Genomic DNA, 25534 nt, shown 5'->3' on the forward strand with positions numbered 1-25534 from the left:
GCGATAGCATGATGGACACACCTGTACCCATTCCGAACACAGAAGTTAAGCATCATAACGGCGACGATAGTACTTACGTGCAACAATAGCTAGCTGCCGGTTCTTCTTTTTTATTATCTAGAATTCTTTATCAAACGATATATGTTTTTTACAATGTATCCATTTTGCCCTTCTAGGGCCTTTTTTTATTTGAAAGATAAATAATTTAGGTAGATTACAAAATTTTTTAGGGGGAACTTTAGGGGATTCTCACTATAAAAATCAGCTTTAAAGAATATTAATGCATTATATTATTTTAACAAAAAGAAAAAGTCTCTTGCGAGACTTTTTACTTATTATAAATCAACTGCTTCTTTAACTAGAGCAACTACTTCATCCATAGTTCCGCAGTTAATTGCTTTAGCTGCTAATTCTTCCATTTCAGATTTTTTCATTGATCTGATTAATTTTCTTTGAGATAAAATAGAAGTAGCAGACATAGAGAATTCATCTAATCCTAAACCAATTAGTAATGGGGCTGCGATAGCTTCTCCAGCCATTTCTCCACACATACCAGTCCATTTTCCTTCAGCATGAGCTGATTCAATTACGTGTTTAACTAAACGTAAAATTGATGGATGGAATGGTTGATATAAGTAAGATACACCAGAAGACATTCTGTCAGCTGCAAATGTATATTGAACTAAGTCATTAGTTCCAATTGAGAAGAAATCAACTTCTTTAGCTAATTGATCAGCTAATACTGCTGCTGCAGGGATTTCAATCATAATACCAACTTGGAATGTATCAGAAACTTCAATACCTTCGTTAACTAATTTTTCTTTTTCTTCCATTAAGATTCCTTTAGCTTTTCTAAATTCATCTAATGTAGCAATCATAGGGAACATAATTCTTAAGTCACCATATAATGATGCTCTTAATAATGCTCTTAATTGTACTCTGAAGATATCTTCTCTTTGGAAGCATAAACGAACCGCACGTACTCCTAAGAATGGATTCATTTCTTCAGGTAATGGAAGAGCTTCGATTTTCTTATCTCCACCGATATCTAATGTACGTACAACAACTGGTTTACCGTTCATTCCTTCTAATACTTCTTTATAAACGTTAAATTGTTGTTCTTCAGTAGGTAATTCAGCTGATTCCATGTATAAGAATTCAGTTCTAAATAATCCGACACCTTCACCACCGTTATCAAGAACACCTTGAATATCTTTAGGAGAACCAATATTAGCTACTAATTCAACTTGATGTCCATCAACAGTAACTGATTTTTCATTCTTTAATTGTTTTAATTCTTCTTTATATGCAATAAATGCTTCACGTTTTGCTTCATATTCTTTGATTTCATCATCAGTTGGGTTGATAATTACAACACCAGCTTCTCCATCTAAGATAATCATATCATCATCATTAGCTTCTTCTGTAATTGTTTTACAAGAAACAACTGCAGGAATTTCTAATGAACGAGCCATGATTGCAGAGTGAGAAGTTCTTCCACCAATGTTAGTAGCAAAACCTTTAACTAAATTTTTATTTAATTGAGCTGTATCAGATGGAGTTAAATCATCAGCAATGATTACAACTTCTTCATCAATTAACGCTGGATTAGGTAATGATTTTCCTAATAAATTAGCTAATAAACGACGTGAAACGTCTTTAATATCAGCAGCTCTTTCTTTAAAGTATGGATCATCCATACTTTCAAACATCATGATGAAAGTATTTGCAACTTCATCTAATGCTGCATCAGCATTAATTTTTTCATTTTTAATTTTGTCTTCAACTTGAGTTTTTAATTCAGGATCTTGAAGTACTAATGCATGTGCATCAAATACTGCAGCTTCTTCAGCAGAAAGATTTTTTGATGCGGCTTCCTTAATTGATTCTAACTCTTTTGCAGTTTGTGACATAGCGTCATCAAATTTTTTGATTTCAGCATCTACATCTTCTACAGTAACTTTAGTTACTGTTAAATCTGGCATAACTAGTTTATAGGTTTTTGCTATCGCAATACCACTAGAAGCCCCAATACCTTTTATCATATAAAAACACCTCCATATACATATTCATTTTACCTTATTTATAGAAAAAAATAAAGAATTATTGGTTTTACTTTTAACTTATTTTTAATTATAATTTATTGTTTAGAATAGTAATAAACTATTAATGATTATAGATAAAAAAGAGCTGATTTTCTGTCTATTAGCTTGAACAAAATGCTTAAAAATAGTATCATATATGCGGAGGGACGTAAAATGAAAGTAATTATAGTAGAAAATTATGAAGAAGCAAGCGTAGAAGCTGCAAAAGTAATGTTGGAAGTAGTAAAAAATAATCCAACTGCAAATTTAGGATTAGCAACAGGATCAACTCCAATTCGTTTATATGAATTGATGATTGAAGATCATAAGAAGAACGGGACTTCTTATAAAGACATTAAAACATTTAATTTAGATGAATATTTTGGTTTAGAACCAACACATCCTCAAAGTTATCATTACTTTATGGAACAACATTTATTTAAAGATATTGATATCAATCCTGAAAATGTTCATGTACCAAATGGTGCTGGTGAAATTCAAAAAAGCTGTGATGACTATAACGAATTATTAGCTAACAATCAATTGGATATCCAATTATTAGGAATTGGATCAAATGGTCATATTGGATTCAATGAACCAGGAACTGCTTTTGATTCAGTAACTCATATGATTGAATTAAAAGAAAGTACTCGTCAAGATAACGCTCGTTTATTCTTTAATGGTAATATTGATGAAGTACCAACTCATGCAATTACAATGGGTATCTCTAATATTTTAGCTGCTAAAAAATTATTATTAGTTGCTTGTGGTGAAAATAAAGCTGCACCAATTAAAGTATTAGTAGAAGGTGAAAAAACTGTAGATGTACCTGCAAGTGCTTTACAAGATCATGATGATGTTACAGTTATTATTGATAAAGCAGCAGCTAGTTTATTAACTAAATAGATTTTAAAGGAAAGATGTTATTCTTTCCTTTTTTAAAACCTTTTTTTTAACTTTAAAATACGCTCTTGATTTGTACTATTATTACATAAAATATATAATAAAAAAGGGGGGTATTAAAATGACAAAAAATTTATTTATTAATGAGGCTATGAATGAAAACAATAAAAATTATTCATTAGCAATAAAACGAGTATCACCGATTTATCAGCGTGATAGTGATTTACGTAGTGAGTTTGGTCGTGATTATACTAGAATAATTTTTTCTCAAGCGTATCGTCGTCTTAAACATAAAACTCAAGTTTTTTTCGCAGTTAAAGACGACCATGTTTGTACACGTAGTGAACATGTAAATTTAGTAGAATCAATTAGTTATACTATTGCAAATTATTTAGGTTTAAATACAGAATTAACTAAAGCTATTGCTGTTGGCCATGATTTGGGTCATGCACCTTTTGGTCATGGTGGTGAAACAATCATTAATGATATTGCTAAAAGTAATGGGTTAGATTCATTTTGGCATGAACGTAATAGTCTGCATTTTATTGACAATATTGAAACATTAGAGGATGATGAACATGTACGTCATAATCTAAATTTAACTTATGCTGTTAGAGATGGTATTATTTCACACTGTGGTGAGATGCAGCAAATGAAAATAAAAAAACGTGATCAAGCGATAGATTTAAACGATTATTTAACACCCGGTCAATATAATCCTTTTACATGGGAAGGCTGTGTTGTTAAGGTTGCTGATAAAATAGCATATTTAGCTCGTGATATTGAAGATGCGTTGCGATTAAAAGTTTTAAAAGAAAATAAAGTTGAAGTCTTAAGAATGTCATTGAATCAGCTTTCTGAAGACTATCAATTCAATGCAATCAATAATGGAACGATAGTTAATTATTTCATTCAAGATGTATGCAAAAATAGTAATCCTGATGATGGAATTGCATTATCTAAAACAGCATTTGAAATAATGAAAACTATTATGAAATTTAATTATCAAAATATATATAAAATTGATCGTGTTAAAATCCATAGTGATTATGTTAGTTTAATGTTACATTCAATTTTTGATTTTTATTATAAGTATGATTTAATAGCTAAGGATTCAAATACTAACTTAATTAATGAGTTACTTAAAGATAAAGAACAGTTTCCTAATACTATTAATGGTTTTGTTCATTGGTTAGAAAAATATAGTAATATGAAATATTTTAAACGTAATGAAATATATCAAAATAAAGTAATATATGATTTTATTAATGATGATCAAGCGATGATTAAAAGTATAATTGATTATTTATCAGGAATGAGTGATGCTTATATTATTCAGATTTTTAATGAATTAATTGCGTTTTAGTCTTAAAATATTTATTAAGTTATGGTAAACTAATGTTTATGTTAGGAGGTTAGCTTATGCCTATTAAAATACCTAATGATTTACCAGCTAGTAAAATATTAAGAGAAGAAAATATTTTTGTTATGGATGAAAATAGGGCTTTATCGCAAGAAATTCGCCCGTTACAGCTTTTAATATTGAATATTATGCCAACTAAGATTGTAACTGAAACGCAATTATTAAGAATGCTTTCAAATACACCTTTGCAAATAGAAGTTGACTGGATTCATATGGCCAGTCATGAATCTAAAAATACTTCACAAGAGCATTTATTGGCTTTTTATAAAACTTTCAAAGATATAAAAGATAAAAGTTATGATGGTTTGATTATTACTGGAGCCCCAGTAGAAAAATTGCCATTTGAAGAAGTTGATTATTGGCAAGAAATGGTAGAAATTTTAGAGTGGGCCAAAACGCATGTCTTCAGTTCTTTTTTCATTTGCTGGTCATCGCAAGCGGCATTGTATCATTATTATGGGATTCCAAAACATAAATTAGATGAAAAATTGACCGGAGTATATTTCCATAGTACTAATATTGAAAAGATGAAACGTAAGATATTAAGAGGCTTTGACTATCAATTTTATGCACCTCATTCAAGATATACAACTGTTTTAGCAAAAGATATTGAAAAAGTTGCTAGTTTAGATATCTTAGCTCAAAGCAAAGAAGCTGGTGTTTATTTAATTGCTGAAAAGGATGGATCACGTTTTTTTGTTACCGGTCATCCAGAATACGATCCTGATACATTAGATAAAGAATATAAAAGGGATTTAGCAATTTCTAGTGATGCTACGATGCCTAAAAATTATTATCGTAATGATGATATAAATAATGAAATATTGGTTAAATGGCGTTCTCATGCTTATTTATTATTTAGTAACTGGTTAAATTATTATGTTTATCAATTAACACCATATGACTTAAATGATTTAGAATCAATTAAGACAGGAAAAAAAGATTAGAATTTGCATTCTAGTCTTTATTTTTTTTTGATAATTTGATAGAATCTACTTACGGCAAGAAGGCCAAATGCAGACATGGCGAAACTGGTATACGCGCTATCTTGAGGGGGTAGTGGGCATTAGCTCGTGCGAGTTCAACTCTCGCTGTCTGCACCATGCCGGTGTAGTTCAATGGCAGAACGCATGAATGGTAATCATGAAATTCAAGTTCGATTCTTGGCTCCGGCACCATTAATATCAGCTAAATAAATTAAAATGGTTCAAACACAAGAATAAACTAGAATTATTATACATATTAGTTATGAGAAGTTTTACTATGTTGTTAATAAGCAATAGTTTAATAAAAAAAGCTAGATACTGAATCTAATCAATTTCTAGCCTAATTACTGTTTTAATTATTCGTGTTGATATTTAGTTTCTATATTGATATAATCTAATCAAGTTATGATAACTTATAATCGTTAATCATAATGATTAGTTTATATAAAAACTAATTCACTGATCCATTAGGCAAGTATTGGATTAGATGATATCTAACATATCTGTTTGGCGACAGATATGTTTATTTTTTTATTCTTTTTTGTTTCTAATCCAATTCTAGCATATTATTTTTAACTTTACTATTCATTTTTTATTTTTTTTATAAAATTGAATATTGATATTATCTTATTAATCTCCTCATTGTTATATACTGAATTATCAAGTTCAAGTAAAATTCTTTCTTCTAAATCACTTATAAAATCATTAAACATAGAATAATCTTTAATATTTTTTACTTCTTTTTCTAATTTTTTTATTAACTCTTTTTGAGCTTTATCTGCGTAGTGAAGATATTTTTCTGTTATATCAACACTATAATGTCCCAGCCTTTTTGAAACAGTATAGATATCATCTGTTAATTCCAATAGTATAGTAGCATGTGAATGTCTAAAACCGTGTAGATTCATATCAGTTACACCAGAAATTTTTTTATATTTATAAAAATTTCTATCTAATGTTGTAAAACTTATCATTTTAAAATCACCAAATACAAATAAGTTTTTAATATTTTTATAATTTTTTCTTTTTTTTAGGTAATAGTTTAGTATTAATTCTAGCAATGTATCATTGATGAAGATAGTACGATATGAATTTATACTTTTAGGTGACTTTAAAATTTGACCTACACCAGTTACTCTTGAAGCAGTTGATTCAATTGTAATCGTACCTTTTATTAGATCAATATTCCTCCATTTTAGTGCTAATGCTTCACCTTTTCTAAGTCCACAAAAATACAGAATGTTAAAGAGCAAGTAATATTGTTCATCACTTACAAATTCGATAAATTGATTAAACTCTGGTATTCTCCAAATAGTTTGTCTATCAATATATGCGTCTTTATCTATTACATCTTGTATCGTATTCAAACTTTTTATGTACCTGTAGTCTGTATTTATGTATTCCATAAGGTAGGCATATTTTAATAGCCTTTTAAATAAACTTATTATAATATTTACATATCCAGCACTTAATTTCTTTTCTTTTTTATTTTTTCCTGATATTAGTTCTCTTTGAAATTTTTTTATTTTATCTGCTGTAATATCTTCCAGTTCCATATCGCCAAAATATATTGAAATGTTAGAATAATATCGATATTTAATAATGTCGATAGTTGATGGCTGATGTGTCAATTCAATATCTTCGAGATAAGTTAAAAATAAATCATTTAATTTCATTTTTTTCCTCCTAATACATTACATTTTTTGTCCCAAATAAAAAAGGATTGGTACTAGACCAATCCTTTCCATTATAAATTAAAATTGCTAAAAATATGAGATTTATTTATGATTTTTTCTTTTGGCGTTTCTTTCTTATCTCATTATTTATTAAGGTTTTATCCTTCATTTTTCTTATATCTGCACATCTTTTTTCAAAGTTTTTAACTGGAATTTTACAGACTACAAAACCAAATGGCAATAATTTACTTTTATTTTCATTATCCCATTCTTCAAGATCAATAACTGATTCTATTCTACCTACTTGAAAATCACGTCTTTTTTTAATTTTTACTTCAAGAAGAACATAATCACCGATGTTTATATCTTCAATAGGACACATATATTCATATTCTTTTTGAGATGGTTTTATATTTCTAGTAAGTCCTTTTTTAAATTTAATTGTTACTATCTTCATTACTATTGCCACTGCCTTTCTTGATATATTTGCAATCAGGATAACCTGAACAAGCAATAAAACTACCGTATTTACTTTCTCTGGTTACAAGTATTTTACCACAAATCGGGCATTTTTCATTGATATTAGACGTTTTTTTAGGTTTTATATATTTACATTCAGGATAATTAGAACATCCCTCAAAATAGCCATATTTGCCTTTTTTTAAAATCAGTTTAGAACCGCATTTTGGGCATATATTGTTAGTAAAAGTTACTGTTTTTTGTATATATTTGCATTTTGGATAATTACTACATGCAATAAATTTTCCGTATTTACCAGTTCTTTCAATTAATTTACTACCACAATTAGGGCAGATACCAATATCATTTAATGATTGTTCTGGATTTTGTTTTATAATAAATTTATCGGATTCACTGTCTAAATTAAATATTAAAGTTGATCCTCGTATTTTAATAACACTATAATCATATAATTGATTATTAATTGTATCGGCTTTTGAAGTATGACACCTTAAACACCATTTTCTAATATAAGGATTGTATTTAAATCCCATGCTTTTTAAATCATCTGTTTTATGATTATTTTGATTACTTGCTATTAACCAGAGATAATCTTTTTTATAATCTAAATCTTTGGCAATAGAAGGATAGTTTATTTTTTCTATCATTCTTTTTAGTTTTGCTATATTTTGTGCTTTAGATGAATGAATCATAAATTCTTCATAAGTTATTATTTTCATGTCAAAAGCTGTGCATAAAAGTTCAATATGTATATTATAAAAATAATTATCATGATTGCTTTTATTTCTATTCATATGATCGATATGATGTGCTAATTCATGGAGTAATGTAACTATTACTGAAGTATTAGATTCATTTTTTATATTGTAGAGATATATAGTTCTTTTTTTTGGCTTATATTTACCTAAATAACTTTTTAAAGTTTTATTTTCTAATTTAATATAAAATCTAATATAATTGTTTATTTTTTCTAAAGGCAAATCTTGATAGCAGTTTTTTATCAAATCAGTCAATGTATTTTTTATTTCATGATACATATCAGTATCCTTTCATCATCAGATTTACAAGAGTAGGGGACATAGGTATATTTTTATTAAATTTTGGCGTTATACCTAAATTCCATCTACCACCATCTTCTACAAAGATGATACCAATTCCTTTTTCTTTACAAGTATTTATGTATCTATCATTGACTAATTTTCTTTTATCTTCAGGTACTACTATCCAGCTTTTATTTACTAATTTTGAATTTTCTTCTGCTTGTCTTATTACTTTTGGCATATCATTTAATTTAAATTCAAAAGAGTTAATCTGGTAGTTATCTTGATAAACTTCTATTGTGACTAAATCAGCATTTCCCTCTCTAATCGGACATTCAAATTGATATTTTTTTGCACGATTTTTGCCATTATAATACTTCCAAAATTTTTCTTTTAATTCATTTTCTGTTAAAAACATATTACCCTCCAATTTAAATCTATTTTTTTCTGTTATCAAAATAAAACTGTGATAATGAATGATAAGTTCGAATAATAGCACTATTATTTAATGATTTTTTAATTTTTCTAACTGTGCTTTCAAATTCATTAGAATTATTGATAGTTGTATAAACAATCTCATTTGTAATAAGCGATTCCCCAATAATTAATAATTTAAATTTTTGTTCTTTTAATTTATTAATCATGATTTTTTCATCAAGATATAGATCGCATAAATCATTTATAAACATATCTACAGTGTAAAAATCTTTTATATCATCATCTGTTTCAAAACATGATATGCGATATAAGTCAGATTGTTTAAATGCATTTTTACTAGATTCAAGTATCGATTTATCAAAATCATATGTATCTGAATATTTATTTGATTGTTTGAATTTCCCTAGATATTTATTATCCAAAACTATATCACATTCATATAAGTTGTTATTAATTTTAAAATTTAAGATTTCTATACCATTAATTTTCATATAAGCTCCTCAATTTAGATAGTATCATGATATTTGAATTATTATTGAGTACATTTTTCCTATTTTAATAAATAGGATCATCATTATTAATGTGGTCGTTTGATTGATTGCTTACATTTTTGATTTTTTTTGGAATTGCTTGATCTAGTTCATTTTGCATATCAATTAATTTGTTTTGTAATTTTGTTAAAGTTAATAACTCTTTTTTTGCATCTGCTTCTTCGTCAGCGATTTTTTTCTTTGTTAATTCTATTTTATTTAATTTTTTATTTAAAATTGTAATTCTCTTATTTAATTCTTTAATTTGTTTATCCATTTATTTTTCCTCCAAAATAAAAAGAGGCAAATTGCCTCTATAATTCTAATTCTGTTTTATATTCAGGTTTTATTTGCTTGTTCAGGCATTTTTCCTGAAATAAAGAAAATTTTTCTATGCGTAAAGCTAATCCATTTACCAGTTTATTTATTCTTTCATTACTGATATCTATATAGTCCTGATATTTATGTAGCATATAGTGATATTCATCAATAATACCATCAAGACTATCAATATTAATTCTAGATATATCTTCAATATAATCCAAATATTTAGAAAACGGTTTTCTTGTGTTATAGAAAAATTTCCCATAACCGTCGTAAAAATTTATTTCACTGGTAAGTTTATCACATTGCATAGATTGACCAGTATCAAAGATTGGAGTTAAACGCTCGTATTTTAAATTTTCAACGTTTCGTATTGCTCCAAAGTTTTTTAAATGACGATCCTCATTCATTACTAGATAGTCAATAATTACCATATTTTCTAAATTTATGCGTGCATCTTTTAACCCATTGTATTCTAAAACATTGATATAGTGTTCAAAATCATTGGTGTTATTATCTTGTTTTAGAGAATCAAACAAATCCGAAGCAGTGATTATTTCTTCATTTTCGTTAATAAAGTTATTACATTTTGATACTATTCTGTTATCGATTATATCCACTGTGTAGTCGCAATATTCAAATCCTAATCTTCTACATATGTTTGAAACCAGCCACTCATTGAGAGGCTCCTGCCTGCTTGGGGTATATGTTCCCTTGACAAGTACTCTGTTGCCATCCTCAATAATCCATGCTTTTTGTAACATACCATCAGTTGTATTATTAGGTGAATAAAGACTAGGTTGTTTTTCAATTTTACTGTCCGAACTGAATGAGGCATTAAAATATGCTCTATACTCAAAATCATTTGTAAAGAAATTAATATCTTGCCACTTAATATTATCGTTAATATCTTTTATCCAGTACTGGTCTGATAAGGAAAGTGCATATGCTTTATCAAGCAGTTCTTCAGTAGTTGAAATATTTAAATTATTCAAAAGTCTTTTTAAATCTTTTCTCCATGAAGGAATACCTCGTCCTTTAAACCATATATTCAATTCCTTTAGTATACTTTTTGATTTATCCTTTTGAGCATTTTTTATAGCAAGAGGAGAATGATCAATATCATATATCTTATATATCTTATCTATTCCTTTTGTTATTGTATTAAATTCAATTTCAAAAAGTGTAGTGTTTTTATTCATCAAGTAACAGCGCATGTTTAAACGTTCCTTTCACTAATATACAATTTAATATAATTCACTTACTTTTATAAATAGTATAACATTTTTTATAGAGTTATGTTATTTTTTTGGTTGGATATTTCTTTCTTTGCTTTATTGATCATTTGATTTAATTCATTTTCAATTACAGCATTAGTCCTCGCACTTATATCTATTGCTTTGGATAATTCATCTAAAATTCCAGCATTTAGTATAGCTGATCTGTTTTTAATAGAGTTTCTTGCCAATAATTTCTCACTGAATCTATTCTCATCATTATTTTGAGAATTATTTTCATTTTCATAATCTAAACAATCTTCTCGATAATTTTTTATGCTTTGTAAAATCATATTTCCAATACGATCTCTTAATTCTTTTTCCTTGTTATCAACAAATTTATTTTTGCTCATTTTTTCTTCATCTGAGTAGTATCGATTATTGTACATTTGTTTCTCTTTTTCTAGTAATTTTATATATGTGTCGTAGTATTCTTTGACTAATTTATTTGAAAGAATATAGTCAATTAATTCGTTGATTTGTTTTTTATAAGGAGATATGTTTTTTGAGTTGAATTTTAAACTACCAGTTTTTGGGATAATTTTTTCCAGTTTCATAAACATATCAGTAATTTTTTTATCTGTGAATGTTTTTTTATCTATTTTTTGAGATTTATAAAACATTTTATTAAGACCTAATTTTTCTAAAGTATCTAATAACTCTTTTTTAGCTAAATCTCTGTTAGCGTATATCTCACTATTGATGTTCATAGTTCTAATTACATTAGATCGCATTTTTTTAAATGTACTTTTTGGTATTCTATAATATTGTTTTGTTGGATTCTTTTCAAATAACCAAATATGTACATGGGGATGAGCTGTATTTGTATGATAATATGCTCCCCAAACACAATTATCAGGATTAAGACCCATTAAACGTATATTCTTATTCATGGATTTAGTTATCAGTTTTTGTATTTGATTTTTTTGTAAAAAACCATTTTTTTGTAAAAATTCCTCTTCAAAGGAAAATACCATTCTATAAATTGATTTAGGTTTATATTTATTGATAAGATTATTAGCTTCATTTATTTTTAGATTACCATTGTTATTAAAACCACCCGTTGATCCAATTCGATAGTTATAATAATTAAATGCCTTATTTGTATCTATAGAATAATCATCATCATTATTAAATTTTTCTTGTGTATAATCACAAGCTTCTTTTCTATCATAGTATTTTATCATATCATTTGTATTTACTTGTTTAACGTTATTGTTTTTTTTAGTAGAAAACTGAGTTTCTACAAATTGACAATTAAATATAATCTCAGCCATTTGCTTTACCTTTAAATAATTTTCCTAAATTATTAGCTTTTTTATAATTTTCATCAACTAAATTATCAATTAACATTTGAATATCTTCTGTTTTTGTTGAAACATTTTCATTTATCTTTTTGGTTTCTGCTATTGATTTATCTTCAGCTAATAACATTTTTTCTGTAGTACTAGTATTATCAATTTGATTTAGAAAATTTAAGAATTCCTTACTATTTAGATATTCGTTTATTTCTTTTCTATTAAGAATTCTATTTGATTTAGATATATAGCTTAATACATTTTGTTTAACTGAAGAATTAATATCATCTCTACCTGACCAGTACCAGTACAAATCATTTTGAGGTGGTAAGATTCCTTTATTCATTGTATTCATTGCATTAATGGTTTGTCTAGATTTTATAAAACTATTGTAGCCATCTTTACCTTTATCAATAATAATTTGTTGTTCTTGCTTAGTTAATACAAAAAAACGGGGTACAGCATAATCAAGCGAATTATCTTCACGAAGAGTTTCGATTTCATTAGTTGTAATATTTTTATACCATTTATATTTTGAACAATCTGGAAGATAAACCTTAGATGGCTTAAAATATGTTCTTTTAACAATTATACCATTTCCATCTCGATTATCTGATGTCATTAGTTCGTTTGCATCAACTAGTTGTCGCTTTGTTTGTTGAAAAGATACACCTCCACCTGTTGTAGTTGCATTATCATTAAAATTTCCAGAAGTAGATTCTGTCCAAATAGTTTCTTCTCCAACTGCTTCAGCGATTTCTTTACATGTGCCTAAATCAGCACTAGAAATGAAATACCATAGATTACAATTGCCTCTTATGATTTTTGCTACTTTTTCGTCATAGACATCATCGATTTGGGCAAAGTCTTGGACGTATAAGTGATAAATTATGCCTCGACTTAAGGCAACTGTCATCTTTTTTTGCATATTATCAATTCTAGGCATATTTCCAAATTCATCGTAAATCATATGTACTCTTTTTTTTAGTTTTCGACCTGGTCGATTATTTGCTTCATATACTAATGATTGATAGCTTTGGTCAAAAATAATTGATGCTATTCGATCATATGTGTTTTTTTCATCAGGGGCTACAACAAATAATGCTTTTTTCCCTTCAGCAAAATCTCTAAATTTAAAATCACTTCTACTAAGCATCTTACCTAATTTAATACTTGAAAATAAATTGATAGTATTGAGTGCAGATGTAATAAAACTTCCTCTTGTTTTTTCAGGAGAATTTGAAATAGCTGAAAATGCTGTTCTTGCAATATTAGTTTCATCTAAAGATTCCATATATGCAGACAATATCATTTTTGCATTTTCTTTGCTACCAAATTGTTTTTCACCACCTAGTAATGCTAATGTCTGGTATACGCTATACAGATTCTTTTTTCTAATATTCATGTTTGCTTGACTTGCAGCAAGAATAATACTTTTCAATAATGCTTTTTGTCCATCGATCCATATTCTTTCTCCAGCGCCATTATCAACAACCAATGACGTTACCATATCTTGTGCCCACTGATCTGCATCATCAATTTTAATATCATTATCATCAGATAAGCATTCAACGATTGTATCTAAAGGATTGATGCAGTTTGAATATTCGGGTTTTCTAAAATCTAAACAGTAGGTATCATATTTTTTACTTATAAGAAAATCATTAAAATCGAAAAACATTTCTTTTTTTGGATCATTGAATATCATTGACTCGCCAGCCATTGAACAGATAATGACCAATTGTCTAACTATTTTTCTGGATTTCCCTGATCTGGTTGCTCCTACACATAAATCATGTACTGGTTCTGTTTCATATAATAATTCATTATCATTAATATAATTAATAGGGGCTCCACCAACATCTAATGTTTCATTTATATCAATAGGGCATTTACCAAAAAAATTTTTTTGTTCCTCAATAGTTGACCATCTTTGGCTTGCAAGAGTATCTGTTTTCTTAGGCTTTTTTATTGTCCACAATTTAAGTATTCCATAACCAGCTAAAATATATATTGCAAAACTACATGAAATTATTTCACGTTGATGATTGAACATAGTACTTATTATTGAAATATGGCGATTTATAAATTGAATATCTAAAAACCAAAATAGTAATATGATTAGTATAGGAATTAAAGCAATCCCGATGATGATTGCTATTAAATTTCCTTTCCAGTTTTTAAATTGTTTTTTATCCATTTATGTTTTAATCCTTTCTTTTTGTATTCAAAATAATGAATTTTGCTAAAAACCGTTATTTAAATAGGTTTTTGATTGAATATTGATGAATTTTTTTGAGGAATATTCTTTTTTTGATGACATTTATTGAATTTTATAAAAACCGTATGAATATTGGATTTTGAGGAAATCTATGATGAAAAATGATGAATATCAAGATGAATAATATTCACTCTGTAAACAAAAAGTCGATTTCTTTAAAACCGACTTTTTAGTAGTAGTTCGCACTGCGAACTAGCTGAAGATATGCAGGTGTGAATACACCCTTATCCTGCTAAATGAATTTAGACGGAAATTATTCAGGAATTTTTTGGAATTTCTGAATGATTGGAGTAAATTCATTTAGAAAATTTTTTAATATTTCATGAACTCTTTTATCTTCTTCTTTTTAACTTTTTTAATTATTAGATCATCATGATTGAAATTTTGGCATCCATATTCAAACCATTTTTTTATATCGTCATTTGAAAAAGCGATAGAACATAATCTCTCTTTTGCAATAATATGTAATAGATAATCATAATAATATTTGTCATCATCAAAAATTAAAAGTATTTTTACATCAGGGTTAAAGTACTGAAATTTTCTAAGTATTTTTACAATATCACGATTTCGATAGAATGATTTTTGTAAAAGTACATGCGATACATGTTTATAGCCACTAACATTATTAATCGAGTAATTTATAAATCTGTTGGTACTAATATGTTTAACATCATAATTATCTCTATTAAAATAATTATATTCAATCTGATTATCTTCATCATAATAGGTAAATATTTGATGTATTTGTTGATAGATATGTTCATCACTATATAATATTATTTTTAATTGCTCCATTTAGTTTAACCTCATTTTTATTTAATAAGTTTTGGCTCTTTTTCTTTTTATATCGATTAAATCTAATTCGTCTTGTTCAATATCTTTATCAAAAGAATATTTTTCTTCTAGAAATTCTAATAAATGTATATATTTATTTTTATCAGTATTTAATTCTTTAAGTTCTTTTGCAAAAGTTTTTAGAATTAATTCTTCAAAGAAATCTTGTAAATCATATTTTATTTTTGCTAATTCTACGTTGTTAGTATACTCACTTAGACAATGTATAATAACATCTGACATAGATGTAAATTTATTTTCAAATTGAAAAAATTTCAATTTTTCATATAAATCGATTGGAATTCTAACTGATACATTTTTTTTATTTGTAAATAGATTATGATTTGCATCATAATCGAATTTTAATAATTCACTAAGTTTACTTAGTATTTCTTCATCAATTCTTTTAACAACGTTGTTTTCAATTCTGTTATAACTAGAAAAAGAAATATTTAAATAACTAGCTACTTCTTGTTGAGTTAGTTTATTTTTTAATCGTGCATTTTTAATAGTTTCTGATAATGTTTTTGTTAAATATATCATTTACTTTCTACACCTCGCTTACATTGTTCTTTTAGATAATTGTTTTTTATCATATAAAGATTCAGATACATCATTAAATTTTGAAAGTAAATTTAAATAAGTTATAATTAAAAAATCATTAGATTTATTTTCTAATGATTTTATAAAACAACTTTTTTCAATTGGTCTTTTATTGTATATCATATAGTAAATATCGTTATATGAATTAATAACATTTACTATATTGTAATACCAAAAATAAGAATTAGTAGTCATAAATTCCATCATCGTTATTATCTGGCAATGTATCTTCTACCTTTTTTTGATAAGCGTCATCATTGAATTTCTTTTCATTAACAATTTCTAAATATGAATAGGGGATAGATGAATCAATATAATCAGAATTATTAGCATCACCATACCAGATAAAATCTGTTGATAAAGTGTTTGTTTTTGTATTGTAGTATGTACCATACATAGTATCTAATCCATCATTTAAAATAAAGAAAAAATATTTTTTATTATTATCTGTATATGTTTTTTCTAAAAAATTAATTTCATCTACTTCATTTTCTGTATATTCCAACTCCTTATATACATATTTCTCTATTTTATTTTTCAATTCATTTTGATTTTTATTTGTTAAAAAATCGATATTATCAATATTAATATAGGTCGGTATATCTTTAGTTGTTGTATTTATGCTACGATCTTCTTTATATAAATTAAAAAAAACAAAAAAACCAGCTAACAATAAAAAAACAATAAAAAAGATAATAATTTTTTTTATTTCAAAGTTTTCATGCAAATTTAATCACCCCTCGCATTTTAATTTTTATAAAAATGATAAACATTCTTGTTTTTCTCTTTTCCAACGATTGTGCCAACCGTTGTAATATTTTTTCCCAGTTTTCCCATATTTTGCATAATCTTCATATTTTAATGAATATAAATAATCATAAACAGTAGAAATAAAAGTTGCATCATCCATACTATTATTAGCACCTGAATCAACAATTATTTTAACTGCTGTACCAGATCCAGCCCAATTCGACAATGAACAACACATACCTTTTAAAGCTTCATGACGAGTAGAAATATTGATACCTTTATTAGATAGTTTGTTTTCTACTGGTATGTAATAATTATTATATTCAAATTCATCTTGTTTATTTGCAAAGTCTTGTGGATCATTAGCATAAGCTAAATGCCATGCGGTTTCTAATTTTTTATTATTAGCTAATGAAGATTTACTTACATTTAAAAATTCTTTAAACATTGAATATTTATTGTTGTCACTATCATAACAATATTTTAAAAAGTTTTGTAAATCATATCTGTTGTCAAATTGATAATAACCTAATGCATGGTATCCATCACCTTTACTAAATCCTTTATCATAATTATTTCCAGATTCATTTTTTGCAAAAAATTTAAATGCATCAGATAGAGTACCTGATATTGAAGAATTAATTTTTGATGGATAATTAGGTGATGCAAATCCTAAAATTGTTTTTTTAGGATTAGAAATATCATATTCTCTTGAAGCTACAGAATCATTACTATTTCCTTCAACTGTTATGATTTTTTGACCATCAAAGTTGCCAACAATTCCAACATGTGTACTGTCATTTTTATTTCCTTTACAGAAAAAAATGATATCACCACGCTTGGGCAGATAATTATCGCCACCATATTCATTTGTATAATGAAAAACATTTTGATTTTTAAACCAATCTATTCCCGCATCACAGCTTTGAAATTTTGGTATTGCTACGTTTATAATACCTGCTTCGTTTGCACACCATGACACAAAAGTTGCACACCAGTTAAGTCCATCTGCTTTTCCAGAATACCAAATTCTGTATTTATCTCCTCCTTTTTTTCCTATATTATTAACTAATTCGCTTTCTGCAATATGCATAAATATTTCCATTGTATCAATGTTATTGTTATTTTCATTGTCATTAGATTCAATTTCAGCACTTGCTAGTAACATTGATAAACAAATTAATATAATAAATAGTGGAATAAAGCTACTTGCTAATGAAATGATAATTTTTTTTAACACTAATTTTTACCTTTAATTTCTTCTAAAAATTCTAATTCTTCTGGTGGTATGGAAATATTTATTCTCATAGCTGTTTGTGATCCTACTTTAAAATAACAGTTACCTATGCCAGCAAACTGTATAAATTCTAATTCTTGTTTGGGGATTAATTTAGAATCTTTAAAATATTCTGCTCCAGAAGACCCCAATCCGAAATAAAATTGATATGTTGATTGAGAAATAATTGCTTCTCCATAATCACGAACTGAATTTTTCAGTACATCTGATACTTGTTGAGTAGCAGTACATAAACCACCATTTCGTTTTCTAATACGTTTAATTATTGTTTCAAAGTAGCTCATAATATCTGTATATCTTGGATCCATTATTACACTGAATTCATCTGCATAAATTTTTTGTCTAGTAGTGTTGTCGCTAGATAATATTGATGACCAGATGTAACTGAGATAGTTGTAATATTGAGCTTTTAATAGTTTACTATCAGTATTATCATTTAATCCACTTAGATTGATGTTTATAAGACTGCTTTCTAAATTAATATTAGTAGTTCCATTAAAAATGTGTGCTTCAGCACCGTTTGCCATTGGTTCAATAAAGGCAATACATTCTTTTATTCTTGTAATATCTGCTTCGTCTTTAGCTTGAGCATTATATGCTTTGTCTAACATTTTATTTAATTCTTTTAAAAGATCCGTCATTATTGGATAATCTTCATTAGTATAATTATCAATAATATATTTTGCTGTCGTAGAATATGTTATACCAATGTTTTTATATAAATTCTCTAAGGCTTTTTCAATTTTATTCATGTGCAGCAGTCTAATATCTTGGTTATCATTACCTTTTTGAATAGTTAATAAATTGCGTAAAAATCTCATATGTTCACTTAAAGGATATATATTATCCAATGATATTTTTTCATCTATATCATCGTCATCAGGAATATTTATTCTTACTTGTAATATATTTATTCGACCATTAAACCCATTTGCACCATTGATATTTTCTCCTCCTAGAGCTTTAGTTAATCTATTTAATTCTTTTCCTTCGACATCAATAATATACTGTTTATATCCTAATGCATATCTCTGTTTTATGAGCCACATTAATAAAAATGTTTTTCCCATTCCAGTAGTTCCTACAATAAATTCATTTGATGAAGAACGGTCATCTTGACGCACAAAATCATCATAAAATACTACACCACCAGTATTGATAGTATTACCGATATAAACTGGTGGATAATTTATCACTGAATTGTTTCTATATTCACTGGTATGGTCGTATAATGCTTCAAAAACAAATGGATACATATATCCCATCGTGTCGGCTGTTGTTTCAAGCATGTAATTTTCAACTTCATTTTGACAAAGAGGAGCTGATAAATTAAACATTTCCAATGGTTGATGAATACCATCTCTGAATTTGATATTATATCTTTTTACATATTTATCTATTTCGTTTTCAATATATAAAAGTTGTTTTTCATTTTCTGCAACAATTCTTATTGATACTGAAAAATATATTGCAAATGAGCCATCTGTAACTAATGAATTAATTAAGTCTAGATTTTCCTTTAATTCTTTTTGCTTTTCTAAAGCAGTAGATGCTTTTTTTTCTTTCTCAATCTGCTTATTTAAATTTTGAACAGATTTATCAAGATCCTTTTTTATAGAATCTTGTGGAGCAGGCGTCCAATGCAATGAAAATTCAACATTTGGATAAGTTGCAAGATAGCATAAAAGAGCCTGAACTGGCTCTTTATAAAATGTACTTAACCACTTTGTTTTCGTGCATAATCCATTTAATTCTATATATTGTTTAAATCCTTGTTCTTTGAATCCAATGTAATCTGGATATAAAAGATCGATTATACCATATTTGTCATTCCATGTTGTTGATATAAATTCACTATCGGCTGGATTATAGTAATCATATACTATTTCTAACATTTCCTGACTAGATAAATATCTTGTTTTTTGATATGTTCCTAAAATATTGATTATTTCGTTTAGCCTTTTTTCTAATTGGAAATAATCTTTATCTTTTAAAATAATAATAAAGCATCTATCAACTAATGAATGTGTAACAGCAGTATCTTCAAGATATTTTTGAGAGTTGGCTAATATATCATACTTAATTCTATCTGTTTGACTATTTTGTATATCTAAATTATTTTTTAAATTTTCATAGTCTTCAATATACTGGTCGACATCTGCTGGTATTTCATACGAGTAAATTTGACCTTCACCAATATTTGAATTAAAAATGTATGAAAAAGCATTCATATAAATTAATTGATCTTCTTCTTTCAATCCAAATAAATTTGTACCAGTTGTTTTCAACATTCGAATATAATTTTTGTTTTTATCAATAAAGCATTTTTTACTTTCATCCCAGTTAACGGGAATAGCATCTTTTATATGTCTAATTTTTTTGTTATTATTAGAGTTTTTTTTATTTGTTTTATTTTCACTTTTAAAAAATAATGATTTTAAATTCATTTTAAAACCTTCCTTTTTTTATTCGATTTTTGAGCTTTGTAACGTTCCTCATATATTTCTTCATCCTTTTCTAATACTATTTCTTCCTGATGTTCTTCTTTAGTGCGATAGTAGTGATATTTATGAGGTATTACAAAATAATAGTCATATGCCAATTTTAAATGTTGCATGACATTTAGATGATCAGTAGGCATCTCTATAAAGAGTGAAGCAATTGCAACTGCAATACCAATTCCTACAATAAGTGCAAAAATTTCTGTTACAAACAATTCTAAAATTTTATACACAACTATTCCAGTAACTAAACTTATTAGTGCTTGATTTAAAGTAAGAAATAAAAATATTTTTGGTTTGGTTTTTCCTTTGTTTAATATAATTTTGTAATCATAGTGACTTTTCATTTTAAACCTCACATATTATTAATAATTATTTTTAAATATTTTATCTGTCTTTTAGCGATGACCAGTTTGCAGGACCACTACCACGGTATCCTATTAAGTTACCCATAGTTCGATTTACTCTTTTATGGATAGGCATATTCGATCCTGATGTCATTTTATTAATAGCTCTTTCTGCCACACCATTTCTTCCTAATAGTCCACCAGTTCTGACCATTGAGTTGTTATTTGTTGCATTATTATGTGGTACATTTCCACCGTTTCTTGTGTAGTTGGATTCAGAACCGTTAGAAGTAGAATTCTGATTTCCAGTATTTCCCATCGCTGATGAACGAGAATTTTCGCTAGTACTAGTAGGTGTACCAAATAATGCATTTTTAGCTGCATTTAGACTATTTTTAAAACCGCCGATTCTTTCATTCGATGATGTTTTATTTCCTCTTATTGCACCACGTAACCCACCAGATAGATGTCCAGTGTAATCGTTATGTCTACCCATTACTTTTCTTGAAGCACCTAAAGCAAGTCCACCAGTCATACCCCATGCAGCTCCTAATGTGCCTCTCATCTGGTTAAGTGATTCCATGATTCCTTGTTCATATCCACCAATTAAAGAAGAAACATATTTAGGCAATGCGATAACAGCACTAAAAGCTCCAAAATATAGTGCGATTGATGCAAAAATATTGCTATTATTTCCTGCACTTGAAATATCACTAGCTAAATTCATTAAGAACTGTAGCATAAAAATTTGTGCTAAATTTACAAAAAACATGCTAAGTATACTATTTTTCCAAACAGTAAATGATTGTGGGTTAGTATAATTTGTTAATGACAGACAGCAAAGAGGACCGATTATATATAAGAAACCGATCATAATAATTCTCATTGCTACTTCTATTGTTATTATAAACAACAGTATGAGAAATATTGCAAGACCAATAATTGTACCTAAATATCCAAACTCCCATATATATTCGCCAGCATGCGTTTCTATATAATTGTAAGCCTGTTCTGCTTGTTCTCTGTTGGCTGGGACACTTTTGTTTCCGTAATGCTTGGATGGTGATGCTTCAACAAAGGCACTATCATTTTCATATGAACCTAGCAGATCCCAGTCATCTGAACCATCTGTTCCGTTTCCATTTACGTCCCATCTATAATAAAAAGACCAGCGATTGTATATTCCTTTAGAGAAAAAATTATCTGAAGTTCTTTTTTTTGCTTCTGACGGTTCGCCTTCATATCCTTTTAAAGCAGAATCTGGATTAGTAATATATTCATAAAATCTTTCTGCTCCAATGTCCATACTTTCTCCATCATCGTTCGTAACATAAGAAAATATTGTATTATTTCTATCCATTCCTCCGAATGCACATAATGTTCCAATTACTAATTCTTTTGCTAAATCTTTAGTATTATTTGGATTTGAGGCAGAATTACTATTAGAAATAGTTTCAGAGTCATCACTATATTGCTGACCAATTATCATTTTTGATGTATTTATAGTTAGATTATTAGCAAGAGGAATTAGTGTACTTAATGATACAGCAATAATTGTACATAATATGCCACCTAATAATTTTTTGTTAATATCAAAATTTTGATCATCATCACGTACAATTGCATAGATTATTTCATAAATAATTTTCACTGGTAAAATAATGAACATTAATACTACACACGCTTTATATCCATCTTGTATCCAAGTATTGTCTAATATACCAAAACTTAGTACCCCGTTTATTAAGGCATTTATAAGTGATTGAATGCATGTAATTTCTGTTTCAATCAAATTCCACATAAAATCCCTAAAGAAGTTAGCGATACTCTCTGATATACCAGAAAAAAGACCCATAATTAGCATAAATTATCACCACCTAATTACTAATATCAAAAGTAGTATGATTATAAAAAGAAATGAATATTTATTATATATATTTAATACCTTTTGTTTGATGAATGATATATAGCTGTTTTCTATTGAATCTACTTTCGTATCATTATTAATTGAATTTTGTATATCAATTAATTGTTTATTCATAGCAGATAAAATTAACCGTATTTTTTCCATTTGATTATCATTTATATCAAAATTAATATCGTCAGCTAATTTTTTAAATGATTCATTTATATCAAACATAATTGAATAATTTTTTTCTAATAATGGCTTTAATGCATTAAACTCTTTCATTAAGTCAAATGGTGAAAAATCTTCATTGGATATTGGTACACTTTCTTTTTTAGCATCACTAAAAATATGTGGCTGTCGAAAATTTATTTTTTTATTTTTTGCTTTTAATTTAATAAAATATTCTTCGAAATCATTGAGTGTTTTAAATTGTTTTTTTACTATAGTTTTATTTGATTGTGTTATTTTTAATAAATTATACTCATCATTATTTAGGTCTATGGAATATTTATCGATAAAATCATAAAATTCTTCTCCAAAGTGATCGACCCAGAATGATAAGTCGTTTTTGTATTTTTCGTATTTCATTTCCTCGCCTTTCAATTTCTTGGATTTTATTAAATAAAAAAGAGGCAAACTGCCTCTTTACGACATAAAATATGATTCAAGAACTTTAACTATAGTAGGTACAATAAATATTAATACTAATGCAAATAAGACTGTCTTTGCTTTTTGATCAAACATTTGGTCTTGTTGAACATCAGCGAACATTGCTCGGATTTTATAATAGCTAACCATAACAGCAGTTACTAAAATTCCTACTGCTTGAAAAAAGGTTAAGGCATCATTGAAAAAGGGTCTTAATAAATTTAAAATAGGATCAAACGATCCCATAATAAGCATGATATTCAATTTTTAATTCTTCCTTTCTATTAACTTTATATAATAATTTTATATTGCGATTAAGTATGCAACAAAAAATGCAACAATACATGATAGAATAAATCTTACCAAAAAATATGTTACTACATTCATTATTTGCTCTCTGTTTTGTTTTATGTCAATAATAAAATAAATACAGCAAGCAATTAATACTGTGATACCACATATTACTGAAATAATCGACATTTTCTCACCTCCTTTAGTATTATATTTAATAAAAGCTAACGTTATAGCCTTTTCCATCTGGCATAAGGGTATAACCATTAGCTTTTCCTTCGCTGATTATTTTTTCTGCATAGTTATAAGCATCGTTATAAATTGAAATCGAAACACCACTAAAATATTTATTATATTTAGACGGATTTGATAAACTAGATCCCGTAGAAGAATTTTTATTATCATTTTCAGTATTATTATTAGAATTGTTTTTATTATTATTAGTTTTATTAGATGTTTCTTTTTCGACATTAACTGTCATCGTCGTTGATAAACCATTATTACATTTAATGTTAATTGTTGTTGAACCACTATTTTTTGCAGTGATTGTTCCATTAGAATCAACAGTAGCAATGCTGTTGTCACTGCTAGAAAATGTAATCTTGTCTGAACCTTTACCTTGGCTAGAAACTGCTATATTGAAAGTTTCATTAATTTTTAAATTTATACTATGGGCACTTATTTCTAATGAAGGAGTAGGGTAGACAATCAAAATTATATCTTTTGATGTACTATTTTTGTTTTCATCAATAGCATTTAATGTTAAATTATATGTGCCAAGTTTAGAAGTATCATATTCGCCATCAAGATTTAATTTTATATTTTTTTTCTTAGTCAAGTTATCTTTCAATTTTTTTATTTTAATATTATCTAATGTAAAATTTTCAAATTGAGTTATTTCATATATATCTTGTTCTAATACAAATTCAGGAGCACTAATATCTTTTACTGTGATGGTACATTTGTAATCATGAGTACCTAATTTGTATATCAACTCTTTTTTTCCACATTTGTCAGCTACAAATTTAGGACACTTAATTATATAATTATTAATAGTGATAATATTTTTATCCTTATTTCGATTACTATCTTTGATTTTGATATTGTCTATACTTTCTACGAATGATGTTGTATCAACTTCATCGAGATAGTTTACTACTATATCATTTTTAAATTTTATTTTGTCTTTTGAAAAATTAGGATCGGATAGTAGATCGCTATCACATCCAGTCAAAAGTAATAATAAAATAATAATGCTATATACTAGTTTTTTTGTTTTCATTTATATCGCTCCATATTAATTCTATTTGTGCTTTTTATAATAAACAGAAAAAGAGACATTTTGCCTCAAAAATTTTAATTCTATTTCTTAGAAAAATATTACTATTGAATTATTTTTCTAAGAAATAGAAAAGAGGCTAAGTGCCTCTTTTAGTTTATTAATATTTTTTATGAGATAAGTATTAATCGGTATCCTCTATATCTTGAGGTATTAACTTAAATGCAAAATTGCTAATAAGAGATATATCATTAATTCTTTTTCCTTGTTTAAAAAGATAAACATTTATATCTGCTAATTCAGAAAAAATGTATATATCTTTGCCAGAATGA

Annotated in this window: 24 protein-coding genes, 2 tRNA genes and 1 rRNA gene; 6 read left to right on the forward strand and 21 right to left on the reverse strand. The window is 27.1% G+C overall.

Translation table 11 applies throughout. From position 1 onward, the window contains the following. Positions 1–102 (forward strand): 5S ribosomal RNA (gene rrf, locus B5E92_RS11495); the annotation flags it as partial. Between the two features lie 233 nt (positions 103–335). Here the strand turns inward: rrf and ptsP are convergent. Next, entirely contained in the window at positions 336–2045 is a 1710-nt protein-coding gene (gene ptsP, locus B5E92_RS11500) for a phosphoenolpyruvate--protein phosphotransferase (protein ID WP_087302321.1), read from the reverse strand. 213 nt (positions 2046–2258) lie between these two features. On the opposite strand from ptsP, the gene nagB reads away from it, so the two are divergent. From nagB to B5E92_RS11525, 5 genes are all read left to right on the forward strand, one after another. Further along, positions 2259–2990, forward strand: a complete 732-nt coding sequence (nagB, locus tag B5E92_RS11505; RefSeq protein ID WP_087302323.1) for a glucosamine-6-phosphate deaminase — start codon at positions 2259–2261, stop codon at positions 2988–2990. A gap of 118 nt (positions 2991–3108) precedes the next feature. After that, complete coding sequence (locus B5E92_RS11510) at positions 3109–4353, forward strand: deoxyguanosinetriphosphate triphosphohydrolase family protein (protein WP_087302325.1); 1245 nt, start codon at positions 3109–3111, stop codon at positions 4351–4353. A 56-nt stretch (positions 4354–4409) separates the two neighbouring features. Next, positions 4410–5357 (forward strand): homoserine O-succinyltransferase, encoded by a 948-nt coding sequence (gene metA / locus B5E92_RS11515; protein WP_087302327.1) that lies wholly within the window; start codon positions 4410–4412, stop codon positions 5355–5357. A 69-nt stretch (positions 5358–5426) separates the two neighbouring features. Further along, positions 5427–5513: transfer RNA gene (locus B5E92_RS11520), tRNA-Leu, on the forward strand. Between the two features lies 1 nt (position 5514). Further along, positions 5515–5588, forward strand: a tRNA-Thr gene (locus B5E92_RS11525). 389 nt (positions 5589–5977) lie between these two features. On the opposite strand, the gene B5E92_RS11530 is transcribed toward B5E92_RS11525, so the two are convergent. The 20 genes from B5E92_RS11530 to B5E92_RS11625 form a co-directional block, all read right to left on the reverse strand. Further along, a complete protein-coding gene (locus B5E92_RS11530) occupies positions 5978–7072 on the reverse strand; it encodes a site-specific integrase (RefSeq protein ID WP_087302329.1) in 1095 nt (364 codons plus the stop codon). 106 nt (positions 7073–7178) lie between these two features. Then, positions 7179–7529: a hypothetical protein gene (locus tag B5E92_RS11535; RefSeq protein ID WP_087302331.1), complete on the reverse strand. Its 351-nt coding sequence runs from the start codon at positions 7527–7529 to the stop codon at positions 7179–7181. Next, the gene (locus tag B5E92_RS11540) at positions 7510–8589 is read right to left on the reverse strand and encodes a type I DNA topoisomerase (protein WP_087302333.1); all 1080 of its coding nucleotides are present in this window, start codon (positions 8587–8589) and stop codon (positions 7510–7512) included. Before B5E92_RS11540 ends, B5E92_RS11535 begins: the two co-directional genes overlap by 20 nt. A gap of 1 nt (position 8590) precedes the next feature. After that, on the reverse strand, positions 8591–9010 hold the full coding sequence (locus tag B5E92_RS11545; protein ID WP_087302335.1) for a hypothetical protein: 420 nt from the start codon (positions 9008–9010) through the stop codon (positions 8591–8593). A 19-nt stretch (positions 9011–9029) separates the two neighbouring features. After that, the gene (locus B5E92_RS11550) at positions 9030–9521 is read right to left on the reverse strand and encodes a hypothetical protein (RefSeq protein ID WP_087302338.1); all 492 of its coding nucleotides are present in this window, start codon (positions 9519–9521) and stop codon (positions 9030–9032) included. Between the two features lie 64 nt (positions 9522–9585). Continuing rightward, positions 9586–9837: a hypothetical protein gene (locus tag B5E92_RS11555; protein ID WP_087302340.1), complete on the reverse strand. Its 252-nt coding sequence runs from the start codon at positions 9835–9837 to the stop codon at positions 9586–9588. A gap of 37 nt (positions 9838–9874) precedes the next feature. Then, on the reverse strand, positions 9875–11086 hold the full coding sequence (locus B5E92_RS11560; RefSeq protein ID WP_143357582.1) for a HipA family kinase: 1212 nt from the start codon (positions 11084–11086) through the stop codon (positions 9875–9877). A gap of 86 nt (positions 11087–11172) precedes the next feature. Continuing rightward, positions 11173–12438: a relaxase MobL gene (gene mobL, locus B5E92_RS11565; RefSeq protein WP_087302344.1), complete on the reverse strand. Its 1266-nt coding sequence runs from the start codon at positions 12436–12438 to the stop codon at positions 11173–11175. Then, entirely contained in the window at positions 12431–14659 is a 2229-nt protein-coding gene (locus B5E92_RS11570; RefSeq protein ID WP_087302346.1) for a VirD4-like conjugal transfer protein, CD1115 family, read from the reverse strand. Before B5E92_RS11570 ends, mobL begins: the two co-directional genes overlap by 8 nt. A 393-nt stretch (positions 14660–15052) precedes the next feature. Next, positions 15053–15538, reverse strand: a complete 486-nt coding sequence (locus B5E92_RS11575; protein ID WP_087302348.1) for a hypothetical protein — start codon at positions 15536–15538, stop codon at positions 15053–15055. A gap of 21 nt (positions 15539–15559) precedes the next feature. Beyond that, complete coding sequence (locus B5E92_RS11580) at positions 15560–16120, reverse strand: helix-turn-helix domain-containing protein (protein ID WP_087302350.1); 561 nt, start codon at positions 16118–16120, stop codon at positions 15560–15562. 18 nt (positions 16121–16138) lie between these two features. Continuing rightward, positions 16139–16375: a hypothetical protein gene (locus B5E92_RS15530; protein ID WP_087302352.1), complete on the reverse strand. Its 237-nt coding sequence runs from the start codon at positions 16373–16375 to the stop codon at positions 16139–16141. Then, positions 16365–16907 carry a hypothetical protein gene (locus tag B5E92_RS11590; RefSeq protein WP_087302354.1) on the reverse strand — a complete coding sequence of 181 codons (543 nt, stop codon included), beginning with the start codon at positions 16905–16907 and terminating at the stop codon, positions 16365–16367. The genes B5E92_RS15530 and B5E92_RS11590 overlap by 11 nt, the downstream gene beginning before the upstream one ends. A 27-nt stretch (positions 16908–16934) precedes the next feature. Further along, positions 16935–18170 carry a CHAP domain-containing protein gene (locus B5E92_RS11595; protein ID WP_239406453.1) on the reverse strand — a complete coding sequence of 412 codons (1236 nt, stop codon included), beginning with the start codon at positions 18168–18170 and terminating at the stop codon, positions 16935–16937. Next, complete coding sequence (locus tag B5E92_RS11600; RefSeq protein WP_087302357.1) at positions 18170–20674, reverse strand: VirB4 family type IV secretion system protein; 2505 nt, start codon at positions 20672–20674, stop codon at positions 18170–18172. The genes B5E92_RS11595 and B5E92_RS11600 overlap by 1 nt, the downstream gene beginning before the upstream one ends. After that, the gene (locus B5E92_RS11605) at positions 20671–21075 is read right to left on the reverse strand and encodes a PrgI family protein (protein ID WP_087302359.1); all 405 of its coding nucleotides are present in this window, start codon (positions 21073–21075) and stop codon (positions 20671–20673) included. The genes B5E92_RS11600 and B5E92_RS11605 overlap by 4 nt, the downstream gene beginning before the upstream one ends. A gap of 40 nt (positions 21076–21115) precedes the next feature. Continuing rightward, positions 21116–22939 carry a conjugal transfer protein TrbL family protein gene (locus B5E92_RS11610; RefSeq protein ID WP_087302361.1) on the reverse strand — a complete coding sequence of 608 codons (1824 nt, stop codon included), beginning with the start codon at positions 22937–22939 and terminating at the stop codon, positions 21116–21118. Between the two features lie 6 nt (positions 22940–22945). Continuing rightward, positions 22946–23572 (reverse strand): hypothetical protein, encoded by a 627-nt coding sequence (locus B5E92_RS11615; protein ID WP_143357583.1) that lies wholly within the window; start codon positions 23570–23572, stop codon positions 22946–22948. Between the two features lie 57 nt (positions 23573–23629). Continuing rightward, positions 23630–23896 carry a hypothetical protein gene (locus B5E92_RS11620; RefSeq protein WP_143357584.1) on the reverse strand — a complete coding sequence of 89 codons (267 nt, stop codon included), beginning with the start codon at positions 23894–23896 and terminating at the stop codon, positions 23630–23632. Between the two features lie 241 nt (positions 23897–24137). Continuing rightward, positions 24138–25205 (reverse strand): Ig-like domain-containing protein, encoded by a 1068-nt coding sequence (locus B5E92_RS11625; protein WP_087302367.1) that lies wholly within the window; start codon positions 25203–25205, stop codon positions 24138–24140. Between the last annotated feature and the right edge of the window lie 329 nt (positions 25206–25534).

This window comes from Erysipelatoclostridium sp. An15 (assembly GCF_002160675.1).
Taxonomy (GTDB): domain Bacteria; phylum Bacillota_I; class Bacilli_A; order Erysipelotrichales; family Coprobacillaceae; genus Thomasclavelia; species Thomasclavelia merdavium.

Bases quoted from the DNA above. Each gene is read 5' to 3' on its own strand.
- B5E92_RS11580 (WP_087302350.1), bottom strand. From the start codon at position 16,120: ATGATATATTTAACAAAAACATTATCAGAAACTATTAAAAATGCACGA.
- metA (WP_087302327.1), top strand. From the start codon at position 4,410: ATGCCTATTAAAATACCTAATGATTTACCAGCTAGTAAAATATTAAGA.
- B5E92_RS11570 (WP_087302346.1), bottom strand. From the start codon at position 14,659: ATGGATAAAAAACAATTTAAAAACTGGAAAGGAAATTTAATAGCAATC.
- ptsP (WP_087302321.1), bottom strand. From the start codon at position 2,045: ATGATAAAAGGTATTGGGGCTTCTAGTGGTATTGCGATAGCAAAAACC.
- B5E92_RS11610 (WP_087302361.1), bottom strand. From the start codon at position 22,939: ATGCTAATTATGGGTCTTTTTTCTGGTATATCAGAGAGTATCGCTAAC.
- nagB (WP_087302323.1), top strand. From the start codon at position 2,259: ATGAAAGTAATTATAGTAGAAAATTATGAAGAAGCAAGCGTAGAAGCT.
- B5E92_RS11600 (WP_087302357.1), bottom strand. From the start codon at position 20,674: ATGAATTTAAAATCATTATTTTTTAAAAGTGAAAATAAAACAAATAAA.
- B5E92_RS11555 (WP_087302340.1), bottom strand. From the start codon at position 9,837: ATGGATAAACAAATTAAAGAATTAAATAAGAGAATTACAATTTTAAAT.
- mobL (WP_087302344.1), bottom strand. From the start codon at position 12,438: ATGGCTGAGATTATATTTAATTGTCAATTTGTAGAAACTCAGTTTTCT.
- B5E92_RS11550 (WP_087302338.1), bottom strand. From the start codon at position 9,521: ATGAAAATTAATGGTATAGAAATCTTAAATTTTAAAATTAATAACAAC.
- B5E92_RS11560 (WP_143357582.1), bottom strand. From the start codon at position 11,086: ATGAATAAAAACACTACACTTTTTGAAATTGAATTTAATACAATAACA.
- B5E92_RS11535 (WP_087302331.1), bottom strand. From the start codon at position 7,529: ATGAAGATAGTAACAATTAAATTTAAAAAAGGACTTACTAGAAATATA.
- B5E92_RS11615 (WP_143357583.1), bottom strand. From the start codon at position 23,572: ATGAAATACGAAAAATACAAAAACGACTTATCATTCTGGGTCGATCAC.
- B5E92_RS11625 (WP_087302367.1), bottom strand. From the start codon at position 25,205: ATGAAAACAAAAAAACTAGTATATAGCATTATTATTTTATTATTACTT.
- B5E92_RS11540 (WP_087302333.1), bottom strand. From the start codon at position 8,589: ATGTATCATGAAATAAAAAATACATTGACTGATTTGATAAAAAACTGC.
- B5E92_RS11575 (WP_087302348.1), bottom strand. From the start codon at position 15,538: ATGGAGCAATTAAAAATAATATTATATAGTGATGAACATATCTATCAA.
- B5E92_RS11545 (WP_087302335.1), bottom strand. From the start codon at position 9,010: ATGTTTTTAACAGAAAATGAATTAAAAGAAAAATTTTGGAAGTATTAT.
- B5E92_RS15530 (WP_087302352.1), bottom strand. From the start codon at position 16,375: ATGACTACTAATTCTTATTTTTGGTATTACAATATAGTAAATGTTATT.
- B5E92_RS11605 (WP_087302359.1), bottom strand. From the start codon at position 21,075: ATGAAAAGTCACTATGATTACAAAATTATATTAAACAAAGGAAAAACC.
- B5E92_RS11510 (WP_087302325.1), top strand. From the start codon at position 3,109: ATGACAAAAAATTTATTTATTAATGAGGCTATGAATGAAAACAATAAA.
- B5E92_RS11530 (WP_087302329.1), bottom strand. From the start codon at position 7,072: ATGAAATTAAATGATTTATTTTTAACTTATCTCGAAGATATTGAATTG.